The following is a 19,405-nucleotide window of genomic DNA, read 5'->3' as shown; positions in this document are numbered from 1 at the left end:
GGTTTCTGGGCGGAGCTCGTGCGTCTAGAGGACCGCGGCCGCGGTGAGCAGGCCGAACGACACGGTGATCAGCACCGTGCGGACGCGGTGGAAACCGTTCCACCGCTTCTCGAAGGCGGCCCGCACCGACGCCGGGTCGTCACCGGGGGTGCCCTCGGCCGCGGCCAGCGCCACGTTGAGCGGGACGTTGCCGGCGACGGTGACCACGTGATTGAGGACCGCGCCCGCCAGTCCCGCGAGGACCAGCCACTTCTGGGTGTCCGTACGCCCGTCGACGGGCACGAGGAACGCGGCGAGGGGGAAGGCGACCACTCCGAAGAAGACCAGGAGGAACGCCGGCTTCGGCACCCACTCGTTGATCCGGCGCATCGCCGGGACGAACTCCGCGTCCGTCAGGCGGGCGAGCGCGGGCATGATCCCGGTCAGGAAGATCACCATGAATCCCGCGTAGAGACCGGTGCATCCGACGGCGAGGGCGAGCAGCAGCGTGGCCATGAGGCCATTCTGGCCCGCCACCCGCCCCGGACGCGAGGACGGTGCGACTCAGCTGTACGGGTCGCCCGACCGCAACTCGCCTTCCCCGGAAGGACCTTCCCCCTCGCCCTCGCGCGGGCCGAGCAGCCCGCCGGCCTGCCGGAGGGCGTCGGTCAGCTCGCTGACCACCGCCGAACCCGACCGGTCGGCGATCGCCCCGGCCCGGTTCGTGAGCGCGGTGAGACCCGGAGCACCCGGCAGGTCGCCACCGCGCAGGGCGTCCGCGAAGTAGGCCGTGATCGCCGTCAGTTGCAGGCTGTCGTGCCCCTCGCCCCAGATGTCGGCGGTCAGCGCGCCCGTGGCGACCGAGCCGGACCGCTCGCGCGGCGCCCGGGTCTGCGGGTCGAGCCAGCGGACGGTGGCGGTGGCGACCTGGCCCGTCACGCCGGGCCGGGTCTTGACCGCGTACAGCGCGGTGACGGTGTGCCCGGCCCCGATCTCGCCGCCGTCCACCCGGTCGTCACGGAAGTCCTCGTCGGCTACCTCCCGGTTCTCGTACCCGACGAGCCGGAACTTCTCGACCGTCCGCCGGTCGAAGGCGACCTGCGCCTTGGCGTCGCGGGCGCGCAGCTCGACGTGGGCGGGCAGCTGGTCGACGAAGACCTTCCGGGCCTGCGCCGAGTTGGCGACGTACGTCGTCTGGCCGTCGCCCTTGTCGGCGAGCTTCTCCATGAACGCGTCGCCGTACTCGCTGCCGACGCCGACACCGAAGAGGGTGATCCCGTACGCCCTGCGCTCCTCCTCGATCCGGGCGAGGATCGTCTCCGCCTCGGTGGCGCCCGTGTTGGCGAGCGCGTCGGAGAGCAGCACGACCCGGTTGGTGGCCCCCTCGCGGCGGCCGGCGACGGCCACGTCGTATCCGGTGCGGACACCCGCCTCCACGTTGGTGGACGAGCTCGTCCCCAGCGACTTCACCACCTCCTCGATCCGGGTCCGGTCCGCCCCGACCCGGGTCATCGGCAGCAGGGTCTCGGCCTCGGCGCTGAAGGTGACGAGCGCGATCGAGTCGTCGTCGCGGAGCCGGGAGGTGAGCAGCCCGAGGGACTCCTTGACGAGGTCGAGCCGCCCCGGCTCGTCCATCGAGCCGGAGACGTCGACGACGAAGGTGAGGGCGGCCGGCGGGCGTTCGGCGGCCCGGTCCGCGCCCCGGGTGGCGAGCCCGACCCTGACCAGGGACCAGCCGTCCCGCCCGGTGCGGGCCCCGTCGACGGTCACGCTGAAGCCGTTGTCCGCCGGACGCGGGTAGTCCGGCCGGAAACTGTTGACGAACTCCTCGGGGCGCACGGTCGCCGGCTCGGGCAGCCGCCCCTCGGCGAGCGCGCGGCGCGCGTAGCCGTACGAAGCGGTGTCGACGTCCAGCGCGAAGGTGGACAGGTAGTCGGGGGCGGGCACCGGCGAGCGCTGCTCGCCCTCCCCGGGCGCCGCGGTCCCGGCGCGCCCGCCGTCGGGGGCCGCCGGGGCGGTCCTGCCGCCGCCGCTCACCCCCCGGTCGGCGCTCGTGTGCTCGCCGTTCGCGCCACAGCCGGTGACGGCCAGTCCGGCCGCGAGCAGCGCGGCGATCGCGGCCGGGAACCGGGCCCCGCGGCGCCGGGCCGCCGTCGTGTTCGGTCGCTCCATGACATCTCCCCCTCTTCGTAAGGCACTTGTGAATGTGACGAACGAGAGGACCGGATGGAGCAGTCGAAGGAGTTGCGGATGGATCTCGATGCGGCAACGGCGACGGAAGCGCACCCGGGTGGCATGGATTCGCCATCCTTCTCAACAGGGGTTGTCACCGTGTGCAGTCACATGCGTACATGGAGTGGACATCGATCGGGCGGGGGTGGTCAGCGGTGGCAGAGAGCGCGGGCTCCGTGATGCTCGCCCGTTCGGCGATGAACCGGGCCGCGACCGAGGGACAGCGGCCCGCGGGGCGCCCGGTCCGGGGTGCGCGGAGCATCAGCGCCGCGCTCGCCGGGCTGGCCGCTTCCACCCGGTACGAGCTGCTGACCTTCGACGACCCCGTCGCCTCCGCGGGCTGCGCCATCCCCGGGCCGTTCCTGGAGCTGGCGGGAGCGTGCATGCGGGCCGCGGCGGAACGGGCCGACGAGGTCAGACGGATCGTCCCGAAGCACGCCCTGCCCCGGCTCGAAGGGGGGCTCCGGATCCCCGGCCGGGCCCGCCTGGCGGACGCGATCCCGTTCAAGATGATCGTCGTCGACCGTACGGTGGCCGCGGTCCCGCTCGACCTGGAGCTGCTCTACAACGGGCTGCTGCTGATCCGGGACCCGGTGGTGGTGCAGGCCCTCGTCCGCGCCCATCACACCTGCTGGGCGGCGGCCGAGGAGCTGACGTACAGACCGCCGCCCCCGCCCCCGCCGAGCGGTCTGCCGCCCCAGCTGCGGCCGGTCCTCGACGCCCTCCTGTCCGGGCTCACCGACGAGACGGCCGCGGCCCGGCTCGGCATGTCGGCGCGGACCTACAGCCGCCGGGTCGGCGAGCTGATGGCCGCCCTCGGCACGACGAGCCGCTTCCGCGCGGGTGCGGAAGCGGCTCGAAGGGGGTGGGTGTGAGGCCGGAGTAGCGGTTGCTACGACACGATGTCCTTGCGGGCGAAGCCGCGGAAGGCGAGCGCGAACAGGACCACGGCGTACGTCACCGAGATCGCCGTGCCCTTCACCATGCCGCCCCATTCCAGCTGGGGCTGGAGCGCGTCGATCCAGGCGAACTGCCAGTGCGCGGGCAGGAAGTCGCGCCAGTCGCCGAGGGCCGTGACGGCGTCGAGGACGTTGCCGACGATGGTCAGGCCGACGGCGCCGCCCACGGCGCCGAGCGGGGCGTCGGTGCGGGTGGAGAGCCAGAAGGCGAGCCCCGCCGTGACCAGTTGGGAGGCGAAGACGAACGCCACGGCGATGCCGAGCCTCAGCAGCGAGTCCCCGGCCGGCACCGCGCCGCCGGTCGGCAGGCTCAGCGGCCCCCAGCCGTAGGCGACCGTGCCGACCGCCAGGGCCACGAGCGGCAGCAGGAGCATCGCGGCCGCGCTGTACCCGAGCGCGACCGCCAGTTTGGAGGCGAGGAGCCGGGAGCGCGGGACGGGCGCGGCGAGCAGGTACCGCAGCGAGGACCAGCTCGCCTCCGAGGCGACGGTGTCCCCGCAGAACAGCGCCACGGGAATGACGAGGAGGAAACCGGCCGAGACGAACAGACAGGTCGCGGCGAAGTTGGCGCCGGACGTCGTCGCCGTGTCCATCAGGGTGATCCGGCCGTTGCCGGCGCCGTCCGCCGGGCCGCCGATCGCGAACGCGGCGACCAGGATGAACGGCAGGGCGACGAGGATGCCGCCCATCACCAGGGTGCGCCGCCGCTTCCACTGGCGCAGCGCCTCGACGCGCAGGGGCAGGGTGTGTCCCGCCCGGTAGCCGGGGGCGGACTCCGCCGCGCCCGTGAGGGTGCCGGTGCTGCTCATGCGGATCCTCCTCCGATCAGGGTCAGGAACGCGTCCTCCAGGCGCCGGTGCGGTCCGACCCCGGTCAGCGGCACGTCCAGGCGGACGAGTTCGCCGATGAGGGCCGTCGCGTCGGTGCCGTCGAGGCGGACCAGGAGTCCGCCGTCGGCGCGGGTGGCCGAGCCGACGCCGGGCAGGGCGGCGGTCTTCTCGACGAGGGCGTCGTCGATCTCCCCGGCGAGGGTGACGAGGAGGGTGTCGCCGGAGCCGGTGATCTCGGCGACCGGCCCGGCCTGCACCAGCTGCCCCCGGTCCATGACGACGAGATGGGTGCAGGACTGCTCGACCTCGGCGAGGAGGTGGCTGGAGACGATGACGGTGCGGCCGCCCGCCGCGTACCGGATCATCACCTCCCGCATCTCGCGGATCTGCGGCGGGTCGAGTCCGTTGGTGGGCTCGTCGAGGATCAGCAGGTCCGGCAGGCCGAGCATGGCCTGGGCGAGGGCGAGGCGCTGCCGCATGCCCTGCGAGTAGGTCCGCACGGCGCGTTCGAGTGCGCCGCCCAGGTTCGCGATCCGCAGCGCCTCGTCGACGTGGGCGTCCTCGGCGGGGCGGCCGGTGGCCTTCCAGTACAGGTCCAGGTTCTCCCGGCCCGACAGGTGCGGCAGGAATCCGGCGCCCTCGACGAACGCGCCGACCCGGGAGAGGACCGGGGCGCCGGGCCGGATCGCCTGCCCGAAGACCCTGATCTCCCCCTCGTCGGGGGTGATGAGGCCCATCAGCATGCGCAGGGTGGTGGTCTTGCCCGCTCCGTTCGGCCCGAGCAGACCGAGGACCTGGCCCTGTTCGACCCGGAAGGACAGGTCGCGGACGCTGTACCGGTCGCCGCCCTTGTACTTCTTGGACAGGCCGGTGATCTGGAGCGGTACGGCGGTGAGTTCCGGGTCGGGCGCCGGGGCGGCCGTCCTGCGGCGGGCGGTCAGCAGCAGGGCGGCCGCGGCGGCCAGCCCCAGCAGCGGCAGGCCCCACACCCACCAGGCCAGGGCGGCGGCCTGGGTGGACAGGCCGGGAGCGGTGGGGACGGTGAGCGGGCCCTCGACGGCGACGGTGTACGTGGCCGGGACCGTCGGCGAGGCGTAGCCGAGATCGGTGGCGGCGAGGACGAGCCGGAGCCGGTGCCCGGCCTCCACCTCGTGGTCGATCGCGGGCAGGGTCAGCGTCAGGGCGCGGCCGGCCCGGGCGTCGTCGACGCGGTAGGGGGCCACGAGCTGTGCGGGCAGCACCTGCTGCCGCCCGTCGGGCCCGACGTCGTACACCTTGGCGAAGAGGACGGCCGAGCCGTCGGTGGCGGCGGAGGTGACCTTGACGCGGACGGTCGGCGTTCCGGTGATCCGTACGGCCGCGGTCTGCGGCGTGGCGTCGAACCGGGCGTACTGGCCGGGGAAGTCGAGGGAGAGCCCGACGCCCAGCGAGGACAGACCGGAGATCCCGCCGCCGAGGCCGGGGACCGCCGAGACGGCGGGCGGTGCGGCGCCGGCCGGGTTGGCGAAGGTCTGCGGAGGGCCCGCGAGGGGGACGGTGACGGCGCCGTCGGTGAGGCCGGGGTAGCGGTCGGCGGTGGCGGCGCGCAGAGTGGCCCGCCCATCGGTGGAGTCGACGCCTCCGGTGCGGCTGACCCGGAAGGCCGGGCCGGTGTCGACCGAGGTGTCGTGCTTCAGCCAGCGGTCGAACCAGGCGCCGATCCGTCGTTCGACGCGCTCGGTCTCCCGGTCCCCGCCGTCGTGGCCGCCGGCGATCCAGTCGACGGCGACGGGGGCGCCGTTGGCGGTGAGGGTACGGGCCATGGCGTCGGACTGCGCCAGGGTGAAGAGGGAGTCCGACTGGCCCTGGACGAGGAGCGCGGGCACCTTGACGCGGTCGCCGACGGCGGACGGGCTGCGGGCTTCGAGGAGGGCGCGGGCGGTGGCGTCGGGCTTCCCCGAGACGGCGACGCGCTGGTAGAGGGCGCAGACCTCGGCGGTGAAGCGGCCACAGCCGTCGGCGCTGCCGGCCCCCGGTCGCTCGCCGGCGGAGAAGAAGATCCCGGCCCAGAGCTTCTTGAAGACGCCGTCGGGGAAGAGGGCGTCGGCGAGGTTCCAGTAGGTGATCTGGGGGGCGATCGCGTCGACGCGGGCGTCGTGTCCGGCGGCGAGCAGCGAGATCGCGCCGCCGTAGGAGGCGCCGGTGACGCCGACGCGCGGGTCGCCGGGCTTGTCGAGGAGGACCTCGGGGCGGTTCGCGAGCCAGTCGATCAGCTTCCGCACGTCCTCGACCTCGTGGTCGGGGTCGTTGAGTCCGATCTCGCCGGTGGAGGCGCCGAAGCCCCGTGCCGACCAGGTGAGGACGGCGTAGCCGTCGCGGGCGAGCTGTTCGGCCTGGGCGCGGACGTCGTCCTTGGACCCGCCGAAGCCGTGCCCGAGCAGGACGGCGGGCCGCCGGCCCTCGCCGTCGCCGGTGAAGTACGAGGTGTCGAGCCGTACCCCGTCGACGGAGAGCATCCGGTCCGCGCGGTGCACGGGCGGTGGATCGTCCGAGGCGGCGGCGGTCCAGGTGCCGGCACCCGCGAGGACGGCGAGCGCGGCGGTGACCGCGGCCCACCGGGGAAGTCGGAGTCGCATGGTGACGAGCCTAGGCGGGGTGCCTGTGCGGGCGCGGCGCTCCGGAGGCGGAATTCGGCGGCCTCCTGGAGTCGTACGCGCTACGGTCCGCGTACAGCAGGCGCGGTATGCGCACCGGGGTGCGCGCATCGGGAGGTGTGGGATGGACGTCCGGCGGGCGACGACGGTGGCCGAGCTGATCGCCGCGCAGCACTTGTACGACGGTCCGGCCCGGCACGCGTGGGCCGAGCGGTTCCTTGCGGCGCCGGGCCATCTGATGCTGATCGGGTACGCGGACGACGGCTTCCCGGCCGGGTTCGTGACCGGGATCGAGATGGTCCACCCGGACAAGGGGGTGGAGATGTGCCTGTACGAGCTGTCCGTGGACGAGGGTCACCGGCGGCGCGGCCTGGGCCGGGCCCTCACGGAGGCGCTGGTGGCGCACGCGCGGGAGCTCGGCTGCCGGGGTGCGTGGGTGCCGGTGGACACCGACAACGAGCCCGCGCTGGCCACGTACCGGGCGGCGGGCGCGGTGGACGAGGGTGTGTTCGCGATGCTGGGCTGGACGTTCGACGAGGGGTGACGCGGGGCGCGTCCGGGACGGGGGAAGGCCCCCGGGGTGTGCTGTCCGCACCCTGGGGGCCTTCGTCGGGTGCCGCCCGTCAGTGGTTGCGCGGGAAGCCCAGGTCGACGCCGGTCGGGCCGTCGGCCGGGTCGGGCCAGCGGGTGGTGACGACCTTGCCGCGCGTGTAGAAGTGCACGCCGTCGTTGCCGTAGATGTGGTGGTCGCCGAAGAGCGAGTCCTTCCAGCCGCCGAAGGAGTGGTAGCCGACCGGCACCGGGATCGGCACGTTGACGCCGACCATGCCGGCCTGGACCTCCATCTGGAAGCGGCGGGCGGCGCCGCCGTCGCGGGTGAAGATCGCGGTGCCGTTGCCGAACGGCGAGGCGTTGATGAGGGCGAGGCCCTCCTCGTAGGTCTCGGCGCGCAGCACGCAGAGGACCGGGCCGAAGATCTCGTCCTGGTAGGCCTTGGCCGTGGTCGGGACGTGGTCCAGGAGGGAGAGGCCGATCCAGTGGCCGTTCTCGTGGCCCTCGACGGTGTAGCCGGTGCCGTCGAGGACGACCTCGCAGCCCTCGTCGGAGGCGCCGGTGACGTAGGAGGCGACCTTGTCGCGGTGGACGGCCGTGATGAGCGGGCCCATCTCGGAGGTGGGGTCGGTGCCGGGGCCGATCTTGATCTTCTCGGCGCGCTCGCGGATCTTCTGGACCAGCTCGTCGCCGATGGCGCCGACGGCGACGACGGCGGAGATCGCCATGCAGCGCTCGCCGGCGGAGCCGTAGGCCGCCGAGACGGCCGCGTCGGCGGCGGCGTCGAGGTCGGCGTCCGGGAGGACCAGCATGTGGTTCTTCGCGCCGCCGAGCGCCTGGACGCGCTTGCCGTTGGCGGAGGCGGTGGTGTGGATGTGGCGGGCGATCGGGGTCGAGCCCACGAAGGAGACCGCGGAGACGTCCGGGTGCTCCAGGAGGCGGTCCACGGAGACCTTGTCGCCGTTGAGGACGTTGAAGACGCCGTCCGGGAGGCCCGCCTCGGCGAGCAGCTCGGCGATCTTCAGGGCCGGCGACGGGTCCTTCTCGCTCGGCTTGAGGACGAAGGTGTTGCCGGTCGCGATGGCGATGGGGAACATCCACATCGGCACCATGGCGGGGAAGTTGAAGGGCGTGATGCCCGCGACGACGCCGACGGGCTGGCGGATCGAGGCCACGTCCACCCGGTTGGAGACCTGGGTGGACAGTTCGCCCTTGAGCTGGACGGTGATGCCGCAGGCCAGGTCGACGATCTCCAGGCCGCGGGCGACCTCGCCGAGGGCGTCGGAGTGGACCTTGCCGTGCTCGGCGACGATCAGCTCGGCGATCGCGTCGCGGTTGGCGTCGAGGAGCGCGCGGAACTTGAAGAGGATGGTGGTGCGCTGGGCGAGCGAGGAGGTGCCCCAGGTCGCGAAGGCGTCCTTCGCGGCGGCGACGGCGGCGTCGACCTCCTCGACGGAGGCGAGCGCGACCTGCGTGGTGACGGCGCCGGTGGCCGGGTCGGTGACCGGGCCCCAGTTGCCCGACGTGCCCTCGACGGTCTTGCCACCGATCCAGTGGTGGACGGTCTTCGTCATGACGAGTTACTCCTTCAGAGATGGCGGCGTCGGGCGGTGACGTGCCGGTCGTACTCCTCGCGGGCCTTGACCGCCGACGGGCGGGTCGACGTCTCGGCCACGGGCACATCCCACCACGCCTGGGCCGGGGGTGGGCCCGACACTGTGTCTGCCGTTTCGGTCTCGACGTAGACACATGTGGGAACGGTCGCCCGTCGTGCGTCCGCGAGGGCTTCTCGCAGGTCACGTACGGTGCGGGGGCGTAGCACCCGCATGCCGAGCGAGGCGGCGTTGGCGCCGAGGTCGACGGGGAGCGGCGCGCCGGTGAAGCGGCCGTCCGGGTCGCGGTGCCGGTAATCGGTGCCGTACCGCTCGGCGCCGACGGCCTCGGAGAGGCCGCCGATGGAGGCGTAGCCGTGGTTCTGCAGGATGACGAGCCGCAGGGGCAGCCGCTCCTGTACGGCGGTGACGATTTCGGTGGGGTTCATCAGGTACGTACCGTCGCCGACGAGCGCCCAGACGGGTCTGTCGGGCGCGGCGAGCAGCACGCCGAGGGCGGCGGGGATCTCGTAGCCCATGCAGGAGTAGCCGTATTCGACGTGGTACTGGTCCGGCGAGCGGGGCCGCCACAGCTTGTGGAGGTCGCCGGGGAGCGAGCCGGCGGCGTTGATCAGGATGTCGCTCGCGTCGACCAGGGTGTCGAGTACGCCGAGTACCTGGTTCTGGGTGGGGCGGGCGTCCTCGTCGGGGTGGGCGTAGGCGGCGTCGACGCGGGACTGCCAGCGGAGCTTCTCCTCGGCGTACTCGTGGACGTAGTGCGGGGTGACGTGGTGCGGGTCGAGGAGCGCGTGGAGCTGTTCCAGGCCTTCGCGGGCGTCCGCCACGAGCGGGAGCGCGGCCATCTTGTGGGAGTCGAAGGCGGCGATGTTGAGGTTGACGAACCGCAGGTCGGGGTGGCCGAAGAGGGTGCCGGACGCGGTGGTGAAGTCGGTCCAGCGGGTGCCGACGCCGAGGACCACGTCGGCGGTGCGGGCCAGGTGGTCGGCGACGGCGGTGCCGGTGTGGCCGATGCCGCCGACGTCCTGGGGGTGGCCGTGCGGGAGCACTCCCTTGCCGGCCTGGGTGGAGGCGACGGGGATGCCGGTCAGCGCGGCGAAGTCGTGGAGCGCTTCCTCGGCGCCGCTGTACCTGGCCCCGCCGCCGGCGACGATCAGCGGACGGGTGGCCCGGCCGATCGCCTCGACGGCGGCGTTCAGTTCGTCCTCGTCCGGGGAGGGGCGGCGGACCCGCCAGACCCGCTCTGCGAAGAAGTCCTCCGGCCAGTCGTACGCCTCCGCCTGGACGTCCTGGGGCAGCGCGAGGGTGACCGCGCCGGTCTCCACGGGGTCGGCGAGGACCCGCATCGCGGCGAGCGCGGCCGGGATCAGGGCCTCGGGCCGTCCGATCCGGTCGAAGTAGCGGGAGACGGGCCGCAGGCAGTCGTTGACCGACACGTCGCCGGCGTGGGGGAGTTGGAGCTGCTGGAGGACGGGGTCGGCGGGGCGGCCGGCGAAGGTGTCGCCGGGCAGCAGCAGGACCGGGAGGTGGTTGATGGTGGCGAGGGCGGCGCCGGTGACGAGGTTGGTGGCGCCGGGGCCGATGGAGGTGGTGACGGCGTGTGCGGAGAGCCGGTTCGACTGGCGGGCGTAGCCGACGGCGGCGTGCACCGCGGCCTGTTCGTTGCGGCCCTGGTGGAAGGGCATGCGGTCGGCCTCTTCGACCAGGGCCTGGCCGATCCCGGCGACGTTGCCGTGTCCGAAGACGCCCCAGGTGGCGGCGATCAGCCGGCGCCGTTCCCCGTCGCGTTCGGTTTGCTGGGCGGCGAGGAAGCGGACGAGCGCCTGGGCGACGGTCAGCCGGATGCTCATGCGTATCCCTCCGTGTGATCCGGGTGGAAGCAGATCTTCCACTCCCGTTCGGGTCCGGGGCCCGCCATGACGTTGAGGTAGTAGAGATCGTGACCCGGCTGGGCGATCGAGGGGCCGTGCCAGCCGTCCGGGACGAGGACCGCGTCGCCGTCGCGGACCTCGGCGAGGAGGTCGGCGCCGCCGGGGCGGGAGGGCGAGATCCGCTGGTAGGCGAGGGCGCCCGGGCCGGCGATCTCGTAGTAGTAGATCTCCTCCAGGACGGATTCGGCGCCGGGCCGGTGCTCGTCGTGCTTGTGCGGCGGGTAGGAGGACCAGTTGCCGCCGGGTGTGACGACCTCGACGGCGATGAGCCGGTCGCAGGCGAAGGCGTCCGCCGAGGCGAAGTTCCGCACCCGGCGGGCGCGGTCGTCGCTGCCCCGGGTCTCCACGGGAACCTCCGGCGCGGGGCCGTAGCGGGCGGGGAGTCGTCGCTCGCACTTCGCTCCTGCCAAAGCGAAGCGGCCTCCCGCACCGGAGGCGATCTGGGCGTGGGCGTCGCGCGGTACGTAGGCGAAATCGGTCACTCCGTCGAACACGCTCGCGCGGCCCCGGAGTTCGAGGATCTCGCCGTCGACGCGCACGCTACAGGCACCGGCGAGGGGAAGCACGACCCATTCGCCTTCTCCGCTGTCGAACGCGTGTGTCTCCCCCGGTCCGAGGGTGAGCACCCGGAGGGCGGAGTACGTCCATCCGGCCCGTCCGGGGTCGATGTCGACCGTGTACGGGCCGTGGGCGGCGGTCCCGGCGGGCAGGTGGAGGGAGCGGGGCGGGGCGGCGCTCGGGGCGGGGCGGTCGGGGCTCATGCCGGATCCCTACCCCCTCTCGGGGATCGTTCCCGTGCCCGTCGCGAGGGCTTCGGCGATCTCGGAGGCGTACGGCATGGCGGAGGAGCAGGGGAGGCGGCCGGCGACGATCGCGCCGGCGGCGTTGGCGTGGCGCAGGGTCCGTTCGAGGTCCCAGCCGGCGAGCAGGCCGTGGACGAGCGCCCCGCCGAACGCGTCGCCCGCGCCGAGGCCGTTGACGACCTCCACGGGCAGCGGCGGCACCTCGGCGCGGGTCCCGTCGGCGGAGAGCGCGAGGACGCCCTCGGGGCCCTGTTTGACGACGGCGAGCCGGACCGAACCGGTCGCGAGGAGCGCGCGGGCGGCGGCGTCCGGGGCGCGTTCCCCGGTCGCCACCTCGCACTCGTCGAGGTTGCCGACGGCGACGGTCGCGTGGCGGAGCGCCTCGGCGTAGTACGGGCGGGCCGCCGCCGGGTCGGTCCAGAACACCGGTCGCCAGTCCAGGTCGAGGACGGTCGTGCCCCGGCCCGCGCGGGCCCGCAGTGCCGCCAGGGTCGCGGTGCGGCTCGGCTCGGCGCACAGGCCGGTGCCGGTCGCCCAGAAGACCCGGGCGGCGCGGATCGCGTCGAGGTCCAGTTCGTGCGGGTGGATCTCCAGGTCGGGGGCCTGGGGGCGCCGGTAGAAGTAGAGGGGGAAGTCGTCGGGCGGGAAGAGCGCGCAGAAGGTGACGGGGGTGGGGTACGCGTCGACCTCGGTGACCCAGCGCTCGTCGACGCCGAAGCCCTTGAGCTCCCGGCGCAGGAAGGTGCCGAAGGGGTCGGCCCCGGTGCGTGAGACGAGGGCGGTGCGCCGGCCGAGCCGGGCCGCGGCGACGGCCACGTTGGCCGGGGAGCCGCCGAGGAACCGGCCGAAGCTGTCGACCCGGTCGAGTGCGACGCCGCTGGTCAGCGGGTACAGGTCCACGCCGAGGCGCCCCATGGTGATCAGCTCGTACGGCTCCGTCTCCACCCGCCACCTCTCGGCTCCGGCCCCGCCACCAGGTCTAGTCGTCGGCCGGGAGGACTGTCAACGATATGTCCGGACATCCGGACGACCGTCTTGACGCTCTCCCCGGCCCCGGTCAGGGTGGCATTCATGACGAAACCGTCGCCACCGTCCCGTATCCGTGTCGGCTCCGCCCCGGACTCGTGGGGGGTGTGGTTCGCCGACGATCCGCGGCAGGTGCCCTGGCAGCGCTTCCTCGACGAGGTGTCGGGCGCCGGCTATACGTGGATCGAGCTCGGTCCGTACGGCTATCTGCCCACCGATCCGGCCGTCCTCGCGGAGGAGACCTCGCGGCGCGGCCTGCGGGTCTCGGCGGCGACGGTCTTCACCGGGCTGCACCACGGTCCGGACGTCTGGGACCGCACGTGGGCGCACGTGGCCGAGAACGCGGCCCTCGCCCAGGCCGTGGGCGCCGCCCATCTGGTCGTCATCCCGTCGTTCTGGCGGGACGACCGGACGGGCGAGGTCCTGGAGGACCCGGTGCTCACCGCGGGGCAGTGGCGGGACCTGACCCGGCTGACGGAGCGTCTGGGCCGTGAGGTGCGCGAGCGGTACGGGCTGCGGATCGTGGTCCATCCGCACGCCGACACCCATCTGGACGGCGAGGAGAGCGTGACGCGCTTCCTCGACGCGACCGACCCGGAGGCCGTCGCGCTCTGCCTGGACACCGGGCACTACGCGTACGCCGGCGGGGACAGCGTCAAGCTCATCGAGACCTACGGGGAGCGGATCGGCTACCTCCACCTGAAGCAGGTCGACCCTGAGGTGCTGGCGGGGGTGGTGGCCGAGGGGGTGCCGTTCGGGCCGGCGGTGGCGCGGGGCGTGATGTGCGAGCCGCCGTCCGGGGTGCCCGCCCTCGAACCGGTGCTGGCCGCCGCGCGGGCCCTGGACGTGGACCTGTTCGCGATCGTCGAGCAGGACATGTACCCGTGCGAGCCGGACGCCCCGTACCCGATCGCCCTGCGCACCCGGCGCTTCCTCCGCTCCTGCGGCGTGTGAGGGGCACCGGGGCGCGCTCCGGGCGCCGGGCCGGGCGCGCGACCGGCGTACGGCTGGGCGCGCGACCGACGTACGGCTGGGCGTGAAGCCCGGCGCATACCCGCCTGACCAGGGGTGACGCACGGAGACACACCGGTGGACGCGTGTGCCGCTTCCGTCACACAGGTCCCTTCGCCGTCACACATGTCTCCGTTACGCGGGTTTTGCGTCACAGACGGTCGACAGGCGCTCTCCTCCTGTCGGGAAGGCCGTTGCACCGGGCACAGGCTCATCGATCGCTTGATCGCCAACGCCCGCCCGCAGCGCCCCCGAACGGCACCCCCTGCCACCGCTGCGCGGCGCGCAGGGAGGTACCGGGCATGACGGACAGAAGGCTCTGGTCGTACAAGGACATCGCCGCACACATCCGGGTGCAGCCCGACACGGTCCGCTCCTACCGGAAGCACGGACTGCTGCCGCCGCCCGACCATGTGGAGTCGGGCAAGCCCTACTGGTACGTGGACACGATCCGCGTCTGGGTCGCCGGCCGCCCCGGCAACCGGGCCCGCCGCGACTGACGGGCCGTCCCGCGCGGGTCACTGCGCCGGGTCCGAAACGCTCCGGGCCCGGCGCCGTGCCGTCTCACCGGCGCGCGGTCGCGGTCTCCCGCCGCTCCCCCGACGGGCGGGGGCCCTCCGGGTCCGGCGCGGGACCGGACGCGTCCGACTCGCTGATGCCGAAGCGGTCGTGGAAGCGGCGCAGCGGTGCCGGGGCCCACCAGGTGAGGCGGCCGGTCAGCTTCATGACGGAGGGGACGAGGAGGCTGCGGACCACCATCGCGTCCATGAGGACGGCGAGGGCGACGCCCAGGCCGAGCATCTTGGTGTTGGTGACGCGGGAGGTGCCGATGGCGACCATGACGACGGCGAGGATCACTGCGGCGGCGGTGATCAGGCCGCCGGTGTGGCGCAGCCCGAAGCGGACGGAGTGCTCGTGGTCGCCGGTGACGTCGTACTCCTCCTTGATGCGGGAGAGCAGGAACACCCCGTAGTCCATGGAGAGTCCGAAGGCCACGCAGAACATGAGGACGGGCAGGGTCGTCTCGATGTCGCCGGTGGAGGTGAAGCCGAGGAGTCCGGCGAGGTGGCCCTCCTGGAAGACCCAGACGACGGCGCCGAACATCGCGGTGAGGCTGAGGGCGTTGAGGACGACGGCCTGGACGGGGATGACGACGCTGCCGGTGAGCAGGAAGACGAGGAGCAGGGTGGCGAGGACGACGATCGCCGCCGCCCAGGGCAGCCGCTCGGCGAGGGCGTCCTTGGAGTCGACGAGGACGGCGGACTGGCCGGTGACGGAGGTGTCGAAGGGGGCCGGGACGGACCGGAGTTCACCGACGACCCGCTGGGCGGCGTCGCCGACGGTCTCGCCCTCGGGCACGACGGTGAAGTAGGCGTGTCCGGCGCCGCCGCTGCCCGTGGTCACGGGTCCGTCGGCCCGGGCGACGCCGTCGAGGACGGTGATCCGCTCGCGGAAGTCCGCGTACTGCGCGGGGGTGGCGGGCCCCTCGGCGAGCACCGTGATCCCGCCCCCGGGGTTGCCGGGGAAGCCGTCCCGCAGCTGGTCCTGGACGACCCGGGAGGAGGCGGTGACGGGGAGCTGGCGGTCGTCGGCCGTGCCGAACTTCACGCCGAGGAAGGGCAGTCCGAGGAGGACGAGCCCGGCGGTGGTGAGGACGGCGAAGACCGGCGCCCGGCGCATGACGAGGTCGGCGGCCCGCGCCCAGCCGGCCCCGTCGCCGGTGCGCCGCGGCCGGCCGCGGCGCAGGAGGCGCCGCAGGTCGAGGGCGTTGACCCGGTCGCCGAGCAGCACCAGGGCCGCCGGGAGCAGGGTGAGCGCGGCGGTCGCGGCGAGGAGGACGACCGCGATGCCGGCGTACGCGAAGGAGCGCAGGAAGTACTGCGGGAAGACCAGCATCGCGGAGAGCGAGACGGCGACGGTGAGGGCGGAGAAGAGCACGGTCCGGCCGGCGGTGCGCAGGGTGGTGCGGACGGCGGTGTGCGTGTCGGCGCCGGCCGCGAGCTCCTCGCGGTAGCGGCGGACGACGAACAGCGCGTAGTCGATGGCGAGTCCGAGTCCGAGCGCGGTCGTCAGGTTCTGCGCGAAGACGGAGACGTCGGTGAACTCGGTGATGCCGCGCAGCACCGCGTTGGTGCCGAGGATGGCGACGATGCCGACGCCGAGCGGCAGCAGGGCGGCGACGGCGCTGCCGAAGACCATGACGAGCAGGACGAGGGTGAGGGGCAGGGCGATGAGCTCGGCCCGGAGCAGGTCCTCCTGGATGACGGTCTGCATCTCGTGGCGGACGGCGAGGCCGCCGCCGAGGGAGACCCGGACGGGGCCGTGGGTGCCCCGGTACTCGGGGGCGATCCGGTCGAGTACGGCGGCGGCCGCCTTCTCCTCGCCGGCGATCCGGGCGGCGATGACCGCCTGGCGGCCGTCCTCGGAGCGGAGGGCGGGCGAGCCGGTGGACCAGTAGGAGCCGACGCCCTCGACGCCCGGCTCGGCGGCGAGCCGCTCGGCGAGCCTCCGGGCCTCGGCGGCGACGGCGGGCGCGTCCACGGCGGCCGCGCCGGCGGCCGGACCGGCTCCCGTCGCTCCGGCGTCGCCCGCCGCCCCCGGCTCCGCCGTGTCGACGAGGAGGAGCAGGTTCGGCTGGGAGCCGGGGAACTCCCGCTCCAGCGTCTTCGTCGCGTACGTGGACTCGGCGGCCGGGTCCTCCCAGCCGCCGCTGCCCATGCGGTCGGCGACCCCGCCGCCGGCCAGGACCGCGAGGGCGGTGAGGACGAGCGCCACGAGGAGGGTGAGGCGCGGCCTCGCGGTCACGAACCGCGTCCATCCACCACCCGGAGACCGTCCCTGGCCTGGGGCTCCGGCCCCGCCGGGCGTTGATTTCTTGACTTCGGCCATGACGCGGTGTCCCCTTCACCTGACCCCTGCGCTCGCTTCCCGGCAGGTCGCATGGGTCGCCCATTGCCATAGACTGGCAAACACGAGTGATCACTCGCATTTTCCAAGAATGCGAGCGACCTCTCGTGTTTGTCAAACGTGCCGAGGAGAGCTGGGGACAGTCATGTCCGAAGACACGCCCGAGGAACCGAAGCCGCGCCGCCGCCAGGCACGCGGTGAGCGCCGCATCGCACAGCTGCTCTCCGCCGCCGCGAACGTCTTCTGCACGAACGGCTACACGGCGACCAGCACCAACGCGATCGCCCGCGAGGCGCACGTGTCGCCCGGCACGCTCTACCAGTACTTCCCGAACAAGGAGGCCATCGCGATCGAGCTCGGCGGGCGCCTCCTGCACGAGATGCGGGCGGCCCACGGCCAGGCGTTCACCCCCGAGAACCTGACCCTGCCGCTGCCCGAGCTGCTCGACGTCGTGGTCGACCCGATGATCGAGTTCAACTGCGAGAACCCCGTCTTCCTCGCCCTGATGCACGGCTCCGAGGTGCCCGGCCGGATCGCCGAGGAGCACGACGCCCTGCACGCGTCGCTGCTCACCAGCGTGCAGGGGGTGATCGCCCACTACGCCCCCGCGCTGACCGCCGAGGAGCGCTCCCGCATCGCCGACATGACGTTCGCGATCTTCAAGGGCGGCCTGGGGCTGGTGCTCGCCGCGCCCGCGGGAGCCGAGCGGGACGCGACGGTCGCCGAGCTGAAGCGGGTCCTGCTGCGCTACCTCTCCCCACTGGCCGACGGGTCGGTCACCACGACTCCGACCCGCTGACCGCCTCGGACGGCAGCGTCTCCTCCCCCGCCCCCGCCCGCAGCCGCAGCGCGAGCAGCGGGAAGGCGAGGACGGAGAGCATGCCCGCCCCGACGAGCGCGGCCGCCTCACCCGCCGTGAGCGCCTCGTCGTCCACGCCGATCGTGGTGATCGCGACGACGAGCGGCAGCGCGGTGGAGCCGTAGAGCACGAGCCCCGTCCGGTCCTTGCGGTCGAGGTCGCGCGGCGCGAGGAACCAGATCGGGCCGCCGCGCACGGCGAGGAAGAGCAGCAGGAAGACCGGCAGCAGGAGCAGGGCCCTGCCCCCGTCGAGGAGGGAGTCGAGGTCGAACTCGATCCCGGTGACGACGAAGAAGACCGGGACGAGGAAGCCGAAGCCGACGCCCTCGATCTTCTCCAGGATCTGCGGCCCGGAGTCCGGCGCGGCCCCGGTCAGCACGAGCCGGGTGATGAGCCCGGCGGCGAAGGCGCCGAGGAGCACGTCGAGCCCGAGCGCCGTCGACGCCCCGAGCATCAGGGCGAGCAGCAGGAAGACGAACCGGACCGCGAACTGGCCGCTGCTGTGCAGGGTCTTGGCGATGACCTTCGAGAACCACGGCGGGCGGGGCCGCAGCGCCCAGTAGACGGCGCCGGCCGTGAGCGCGGCGAAGACGGCGAGGAGCGCGGTCGACTCGGCGGCACCCCGGCCGCTGAGCAGCAGCGCCATCGCGATGATGGGCCCGAACTCGCCGACGGCCCCGAAGGCCATGACCACCGAGCCGAACCGTCCGTGCAGCTCTCCGGCGTCCCGCAGCACGGGCAGGACGGTGCCGAGCGCGGTGCTGGTCAGGGCGACGCCGATGAAGACGCCCTTGGTGTACCCGCCGCCGAGCAGGACGCCGATGGAGAGCCCGAGCACGAGTACCCGCCCACCACCCGGACCCCATCGCCGCCCGCGGGCCCACCGACCCCGCCGGCCCCGCAGCCGCGCCCCGGACTCTGGAAGCGCTGCCTCCGGGGCGGCCTCGCGCTCTGGATCCTGACGGCCGCCGTCACGTACGCCACCGAGAACACCACCCTGCTCCCCACCCTCATCCTGCTCGACAGCTTCCTCGTGCCCGCGGTCTTCGCCCTCTGGGCGTACGAGCGGCACGGCCGCGACCTCGGGGTGCCGGTGATCCTGGGCTGCTTCGTCACCGGCGGGGTGCTCGGCGTGCTGGGCGCCTCGGTCATGGAGTACCACCTGCTCCACCCGTCCCTGTGGATGTTCCTGGGAGTCGGCCTCATCGAGGAGGCCGTGAAGCCGCTCGCCCTGATGTTCGTGGTGCGCCGCCACCCGAGCCTGCGCGGCTACCGCGCCGGCCTCGTCCTCGGCGGCTCGGTCGGCTTCGGCTTCGCCGCGTTCGAGAGCGCCGAGTACGCCTTCAACGCCGCCGTCACCATGGACGGCATCGACCTGCGCTCGCTCCTGGAGACCGAGATCCTGCGCGGGGTCCTCGCCCCCTTCGGGCACGGCCTGTGGACGGCGATCGCCGGTGCGGTCCTGCTGGCCTTCCGCCGCCCCGACGGGCGCTTCCGCTTCACGGGGCCCGTCGTCGGCACGTACCTCGGGGTCGCGGCCCTGCACGCGCTCTGGGACTCGACGCACGGCATCGCGCTCTGGCTGGTGCTGCGGATGACCACCACCGGCCTGGACCGTTCGCTGTTCGCCCAGGGGTACATCCCGCGGCCCACCGCACAGCAGGAGCACCTGTTCACGCTCTTCTCGGTGGCCGGGCTCGTCCTGGTGACGTCGGTGGGCCTCGTATGGCTGAGATCACTTGCGCGCCGGGGGTCCGGCCCGAGTGGAATCCATACCCCCTAGGGGTATAGTCTCGGTATCGTAAGAGCCTGAATCCCCCAGGAGGAGAGCGCCATGTCCGCAGAGACCAAGACCGAACTCACCACCGTCTACCAGGTCAAGGGCATGACCTGCGGCCACTGCGAGGGCGCGGTCTCCGGCGAGATCTCCGCGCTCCCGGGCGTCTCCTCCGTCACCGCCGTCGCCAAGACCGGCGAGGTCACCGTCGTCTCCGACACCGCCCTCGACCGCGAGGCCGTGGCCGCCGCCGTCGACGAGGCCGGCTACGAGCTGGTCTGACACCGTCGAACAGG

At 73.4% G+C, this 19,405-nt stretch carries 17 protein-coding genes; 7 read left to right on the top strand and 10 right to left on the bottom strand.

All coding sequences use genetic code 11. From position 1 onward, the window contains the following. Window positions 1-24: 24 nt before the first annotated feature. Both OO54_RS22035 and OO54_RS22030 read right to left on the bottom strand, forming a co-directional pair. Complete coding sequence (locus OO54_RS22035; RefSeq protein WP_033205573.1) at window positions 25-495, bottom strand: anthrone oxygenase family protein; 471 nt, start codon at window positions 493-495, stop codon at window positions 25-27. 48 nt (window positions 496-543) lie between these two features. Beyond that, a complete protein-coding gene (locus OO54_RS22030) occupies window positions 544-2,151 on the bottom strand; it encodes a vWA domain-containing protein (protein ID WP_033205570.1) in 1,608 nt (535 codons plus the stop codon). Window positions 2,152-2,366: 215 nt separating this feature from the next. Between OO54_RS22030 and OO54_RS22025 the strand changes: the two genes are divergently transcribed. Then, a complete protein-coding gene (locus OO54_RS22025) occupies window positions 2,367-3,086 on the top strand; it encodes a helix-turn-helix domain-containing protein (RefSeq protein WP_033205567.1) in 720 nt (239 codons plus the stop codon). A 17-nt stretch (window positions 3,087-3,103) separates the two neighbouring features. Here OO54_RS22025 and OO54_RS22020 read toward each other — a convergent pair whose 3' ends face one another. Then, entirely contained in the window at window positions 3,104-3,979 is an 876-nt protein-coding gene (locus OO54_RS22020) for an ABC transporter permease (protein WP_033205564.1), read from the bottom strand. Continuing rightward, window positions 3,976-6,615, bottom strand: coding sequence for an alpha/beta fold hydrolase (locus tag OO54_RS22015; RefSeq protein ID WP_033205561.1), 2,640 nt, complete (start codon window positions 6,613-6,615; stop codon window positions 3,976-3,978). Before OO54_RS22015 ends, OO54_RS22020 begins: the two co-directional genes overlap by 4 nt. 142 nt (window positions 6,616-6,757) lie before the next feature. Here OO54_RS22015 and OO54_RS22010 point away from each other — a divergent pair, with 142 nt between their 5' ends. Next, window positions 6,758-7,177 (top strand): GNAT family N-acetyltransferase, encoded by a 420-nt coding sequence (locus tag OO54_RS22010; protein WP_033205559.1) that lies wholly within the window; start codon window positions 6,758-6,760, stop codon window positions 7,175-7,177. A gap of 79 nt (window positions 7,178-7,256) precedes the next feature. On the opposite strand, the gene mmsA is transcribed toward OO54_RS22010, so the two are convergent. Genes mmsA through iolC form a run of 4 tightly spaced genes read right to left on the bottom strand, consistent with a single transcriptional unit; the run spans window position 7,257 to window position 12,444 of the window. After that, a complete protein-coding gene (gene mmsA, locus OO54_RS22005) occupies window positions 7,257-8,759 on the bottom strand; it encodes a CoA-acylating methylmalonate-semialdehyde dehydrogenase (protein WP_033205556.1) in 1,503 nt (500 codons plus the stop codon). A gap of 14 nt (window positions 8,760-8,773) precedes the next feature. Then, window positions 8,774-10,645: a 3D-(3,5/4)-trihydroxycyclohexane-1,2-dione acylhydrolase (decyclizing) gene (gene iolD, locus OO54_RS22000; protein ID WP_033205553.1), complete on the bottom strand. Its 1,872-nt coding sequence runs from the start codon at window positions 10,643-10,645 to the stop codon at window positions 8,774-8,776. Continuing rightward, the gene (gene iolB, locus OO54_RS21995; protein ID WP_051787089.1) at window positions 10,642-11,487 is read right to left on the bottom strand and encodes a 5-deoxy-glucuronate isomerase; all 846 of its coding nucleotides are present in this window, start codon (window positions 11,485-11,487) and stop codon (window positions 10,642-10,644) included. The genes iolD and iolB overlap by 4 nt, the downstream gene beginning before the upstream one ends. Before the next feature lie 9 nt (window positions 11,488-11,496). Beyond that, window positions 11,497-12,444, bottom strand: coding sequence for a 5-dehydro-2-deoxygluconokinase (gene iolC, locus OO54_RS21990; RefSeq protein WP_051787100.1), 948 nt, complete (start codon window positions 12,442-12,444; stop codon window positions 11,497-11,499). Between the two features lie 156 nt (window positions 12,445-12,600). Here iolC and OO54_RS21985 point away from each other — a divergent pair, with 156 nt between their 5' ends. Both OO54_RS21985 and OO54_RS21980 read left to right on the top strand, forming a co-directional pair. Next, entirely contained in the window at window positions 12,601-13,509 is a 909-nt protein-coding gene (locus tag OO54_RS21985; RefSeq protein ID WP_033205549.1) for a sugar phosphate isomerase/epimerase family protein, read from the top strand. Between the two features lie 359 nt (window positions 13,510-13,868). Beyond that, the gene (locus tag OO54_RS21980; protein WP_033205546.1) at window positions 13,869-14,066 is read left to right on the top strand and encodes a helix-turn-helix transcriptional regulator; all 198 of its coding nucleotides are present in this window, start codon (window positions 13,869-13,871) and stop codon (window positions 14,064-14,066) included. A gap of 64 nt (window positions 14,067-14,130) precedes the next feature. Here the strand turns inward: OO54_RS21980 and OO54_RS21975 are convergent, their stop codons facing one another. Next, window positions 14,131-16,455, bottom strand: coding sequence for an MMPL family transporter (locus OO54_RS21975; protein WP_200146653.1), 2,325 nt, complete (start codon window positions 16,453-16,455; stop codon window positions 14,131-14,133). A 163-nt stretch (window positions 16,456-16,618) separates the two neighbouring features. Here OO54_RS21975 and OO54_RS21970 point away from each other — a divergent pair, with 163 nt between their 5' ends. Then, a complete protein-coding gene (locus OO54_RS21970; protein ID WP_033205540.1) occupies window positions 16,619-17,272 on the top strand; it encodes a TetR/AcrR family transcriptional regulator in 654 nt (217 codons plus the stop codon). Here the strand turns inward: OO54_RS21970 and OO54_RS21965 are convergent. After that, on the bottom strand, window positions 17,250-18,113 hold the full coding sequence (locus OO54_RS21965; protein ID WP_418953259.1) for a cation:proton antiporter: 864 nt from the start codon (window positions 18,111-18,113) through the stop codon (window positions 17,250-17,252). The two genes, OO54_RS21970 and OO54_RS21965, sit on opposite strands and share 23 nt — an antisense overlap. On the opposite strand from OO54_RS21965, the gene OO54_RS21960 reads away from it, so the two are divergent. Together OO54_RS21960 and OO54_RS21955 are read left to right on the top strand one after the other, a co-directional pair. Continuing rightward, a complete protein-coding gene (locus OO54_RS21960; RefSeq protein ID WP_234439376.1) occupies window positions 18,042-19,115 on the top strand; it encodes a PrsW family intramembrane metalloprotease in 1,074 nt (357 codons plus the stop codon). The genes OO54_RS21965 and OO54_RS21960 overlap by 72 nt on opposite strands. Window positions 19,116-19,166: 51 nt before the next feature. Then, a complete protein-coding gene (locus OO54_RS21955; RefSeq protein ID WP_017237200.1) occupies window positions 19,167-19,391 on the top strand; it encodes a heavy-metal-associated domain-containing protein in 225 nt (74 codons plus the stop codon). Window positions 19,392-19,405 lie beyond the last annotated feature (14 nt).

Origin of the sequence: Streptomyces wedmorensis, from assembly GCF_000716445.1 — a bacterium.
GTDB classification, from domain to species: domain Bacteria; phylum Actinomycetota; class Actinomycetes; order Streptomycetales; family Streptomycetaceae; genus Streptomyces; species Streptomyces wedmorensis.
The sequence above is the reverse complement of the archived record's forward strand: the minus strand, read 5'-3'. Positions and strand labels throughout refer to the sequence as shown.

Coding starts and splice junctions, on each gene's coding strand:
- OO54_RS22015 (WP_033205561.1), bottom strand. CDS start 6,615: ATGCGACTCCGACTTCCCCGGTGGGCCGCGGTCACCGCCGCGCTCGCC.
- OO54_RS21955 (WP_017237200.1), top strand. CDS start 19,167: ATGTCCGCAGAGACCAAGACCGAACTCACCACCGTCTACCAGGTCAAG.
- OO54_RS21970 (WP_033205540.1), top strand. CDS start 16,619: ATGTCCGAAGACACGCCCGAGGAACCGAAGCCGCGCCGCCGCCAGGCA.
- OO54_RS22035 (WP_033205573.1), bottom strand. CDS start 495: ATGGCCACGCTGCTGCTCGCCCTCGCCGTCGGATGCACCGGTCTCTAC.
- OO54_RS21985 (WP_033205549.1), top strand. CDS start 12,601: ATGACGAAACCGTCGCCACCGTCCCGTATCCGTGTCGGCTCCGCCCCG.
- iolB (WP_051787089.1), bottom strand. CDS start 11,487: ATGAGCCCCGACCGCCCCGCCCCGAGCGCCGCCCCGCCCCGCTCCCTC.
- OO54_RS22020 (WP_033205564.1), bottom strand. CDS start 3,979: ATGAGCAGCACCGGCACCCTCACGGGCGCGGCGGAGTCCGCCCCCGGC.
- OO54_RS21980 (WP_033205546.1), top strand. CDS start 13,869: ATGACGGACAGAAGGCTCTGGTCGTACAAGGACATCGCCGCACACATC.
- iolC (WP_051787100.1), bottom strand. CDS start 12,444: ATGGGGCGCCTCGGCGTGGACCTGTACCCGCTGACCAGCGGCGTCGCA.
- OO54_RS21975 (WP_200146653.1), bottom strand. CDS start 16,455: ATGGCCGAAGTCAAGAAATCAACGCCCGGCGGGGCCGGAGCCCCAGGC.
- OO54_RS22010 (WP_033205559.1), top strand. CDS start 6,758: ATGGACGTCCGGCGGGCGACGACGGTGGCCGAGCTGATCGCCGCGCAG.
- iolD (WP_033205553.1), bottom strand. CDS start 10,645: ATGAGCATCCGGCTGACCGTCGCCCAGGCGCTCGTCCGCTTCCTCGCC.
- mmsA (WP_033205556.1), bottom strand. CDS start 8,759: ATGACGAAGACCGTCCACCACTGGATCGGTGGCAAGACCGTCGAGGGC.
- OO54_RS22030 (WP_033205570.1), bottom strand. CDS start 2,151: ATGGAGCGACCGAACACGACGGCGGCCCGGCGCCGCGGGGCCCGGTTC.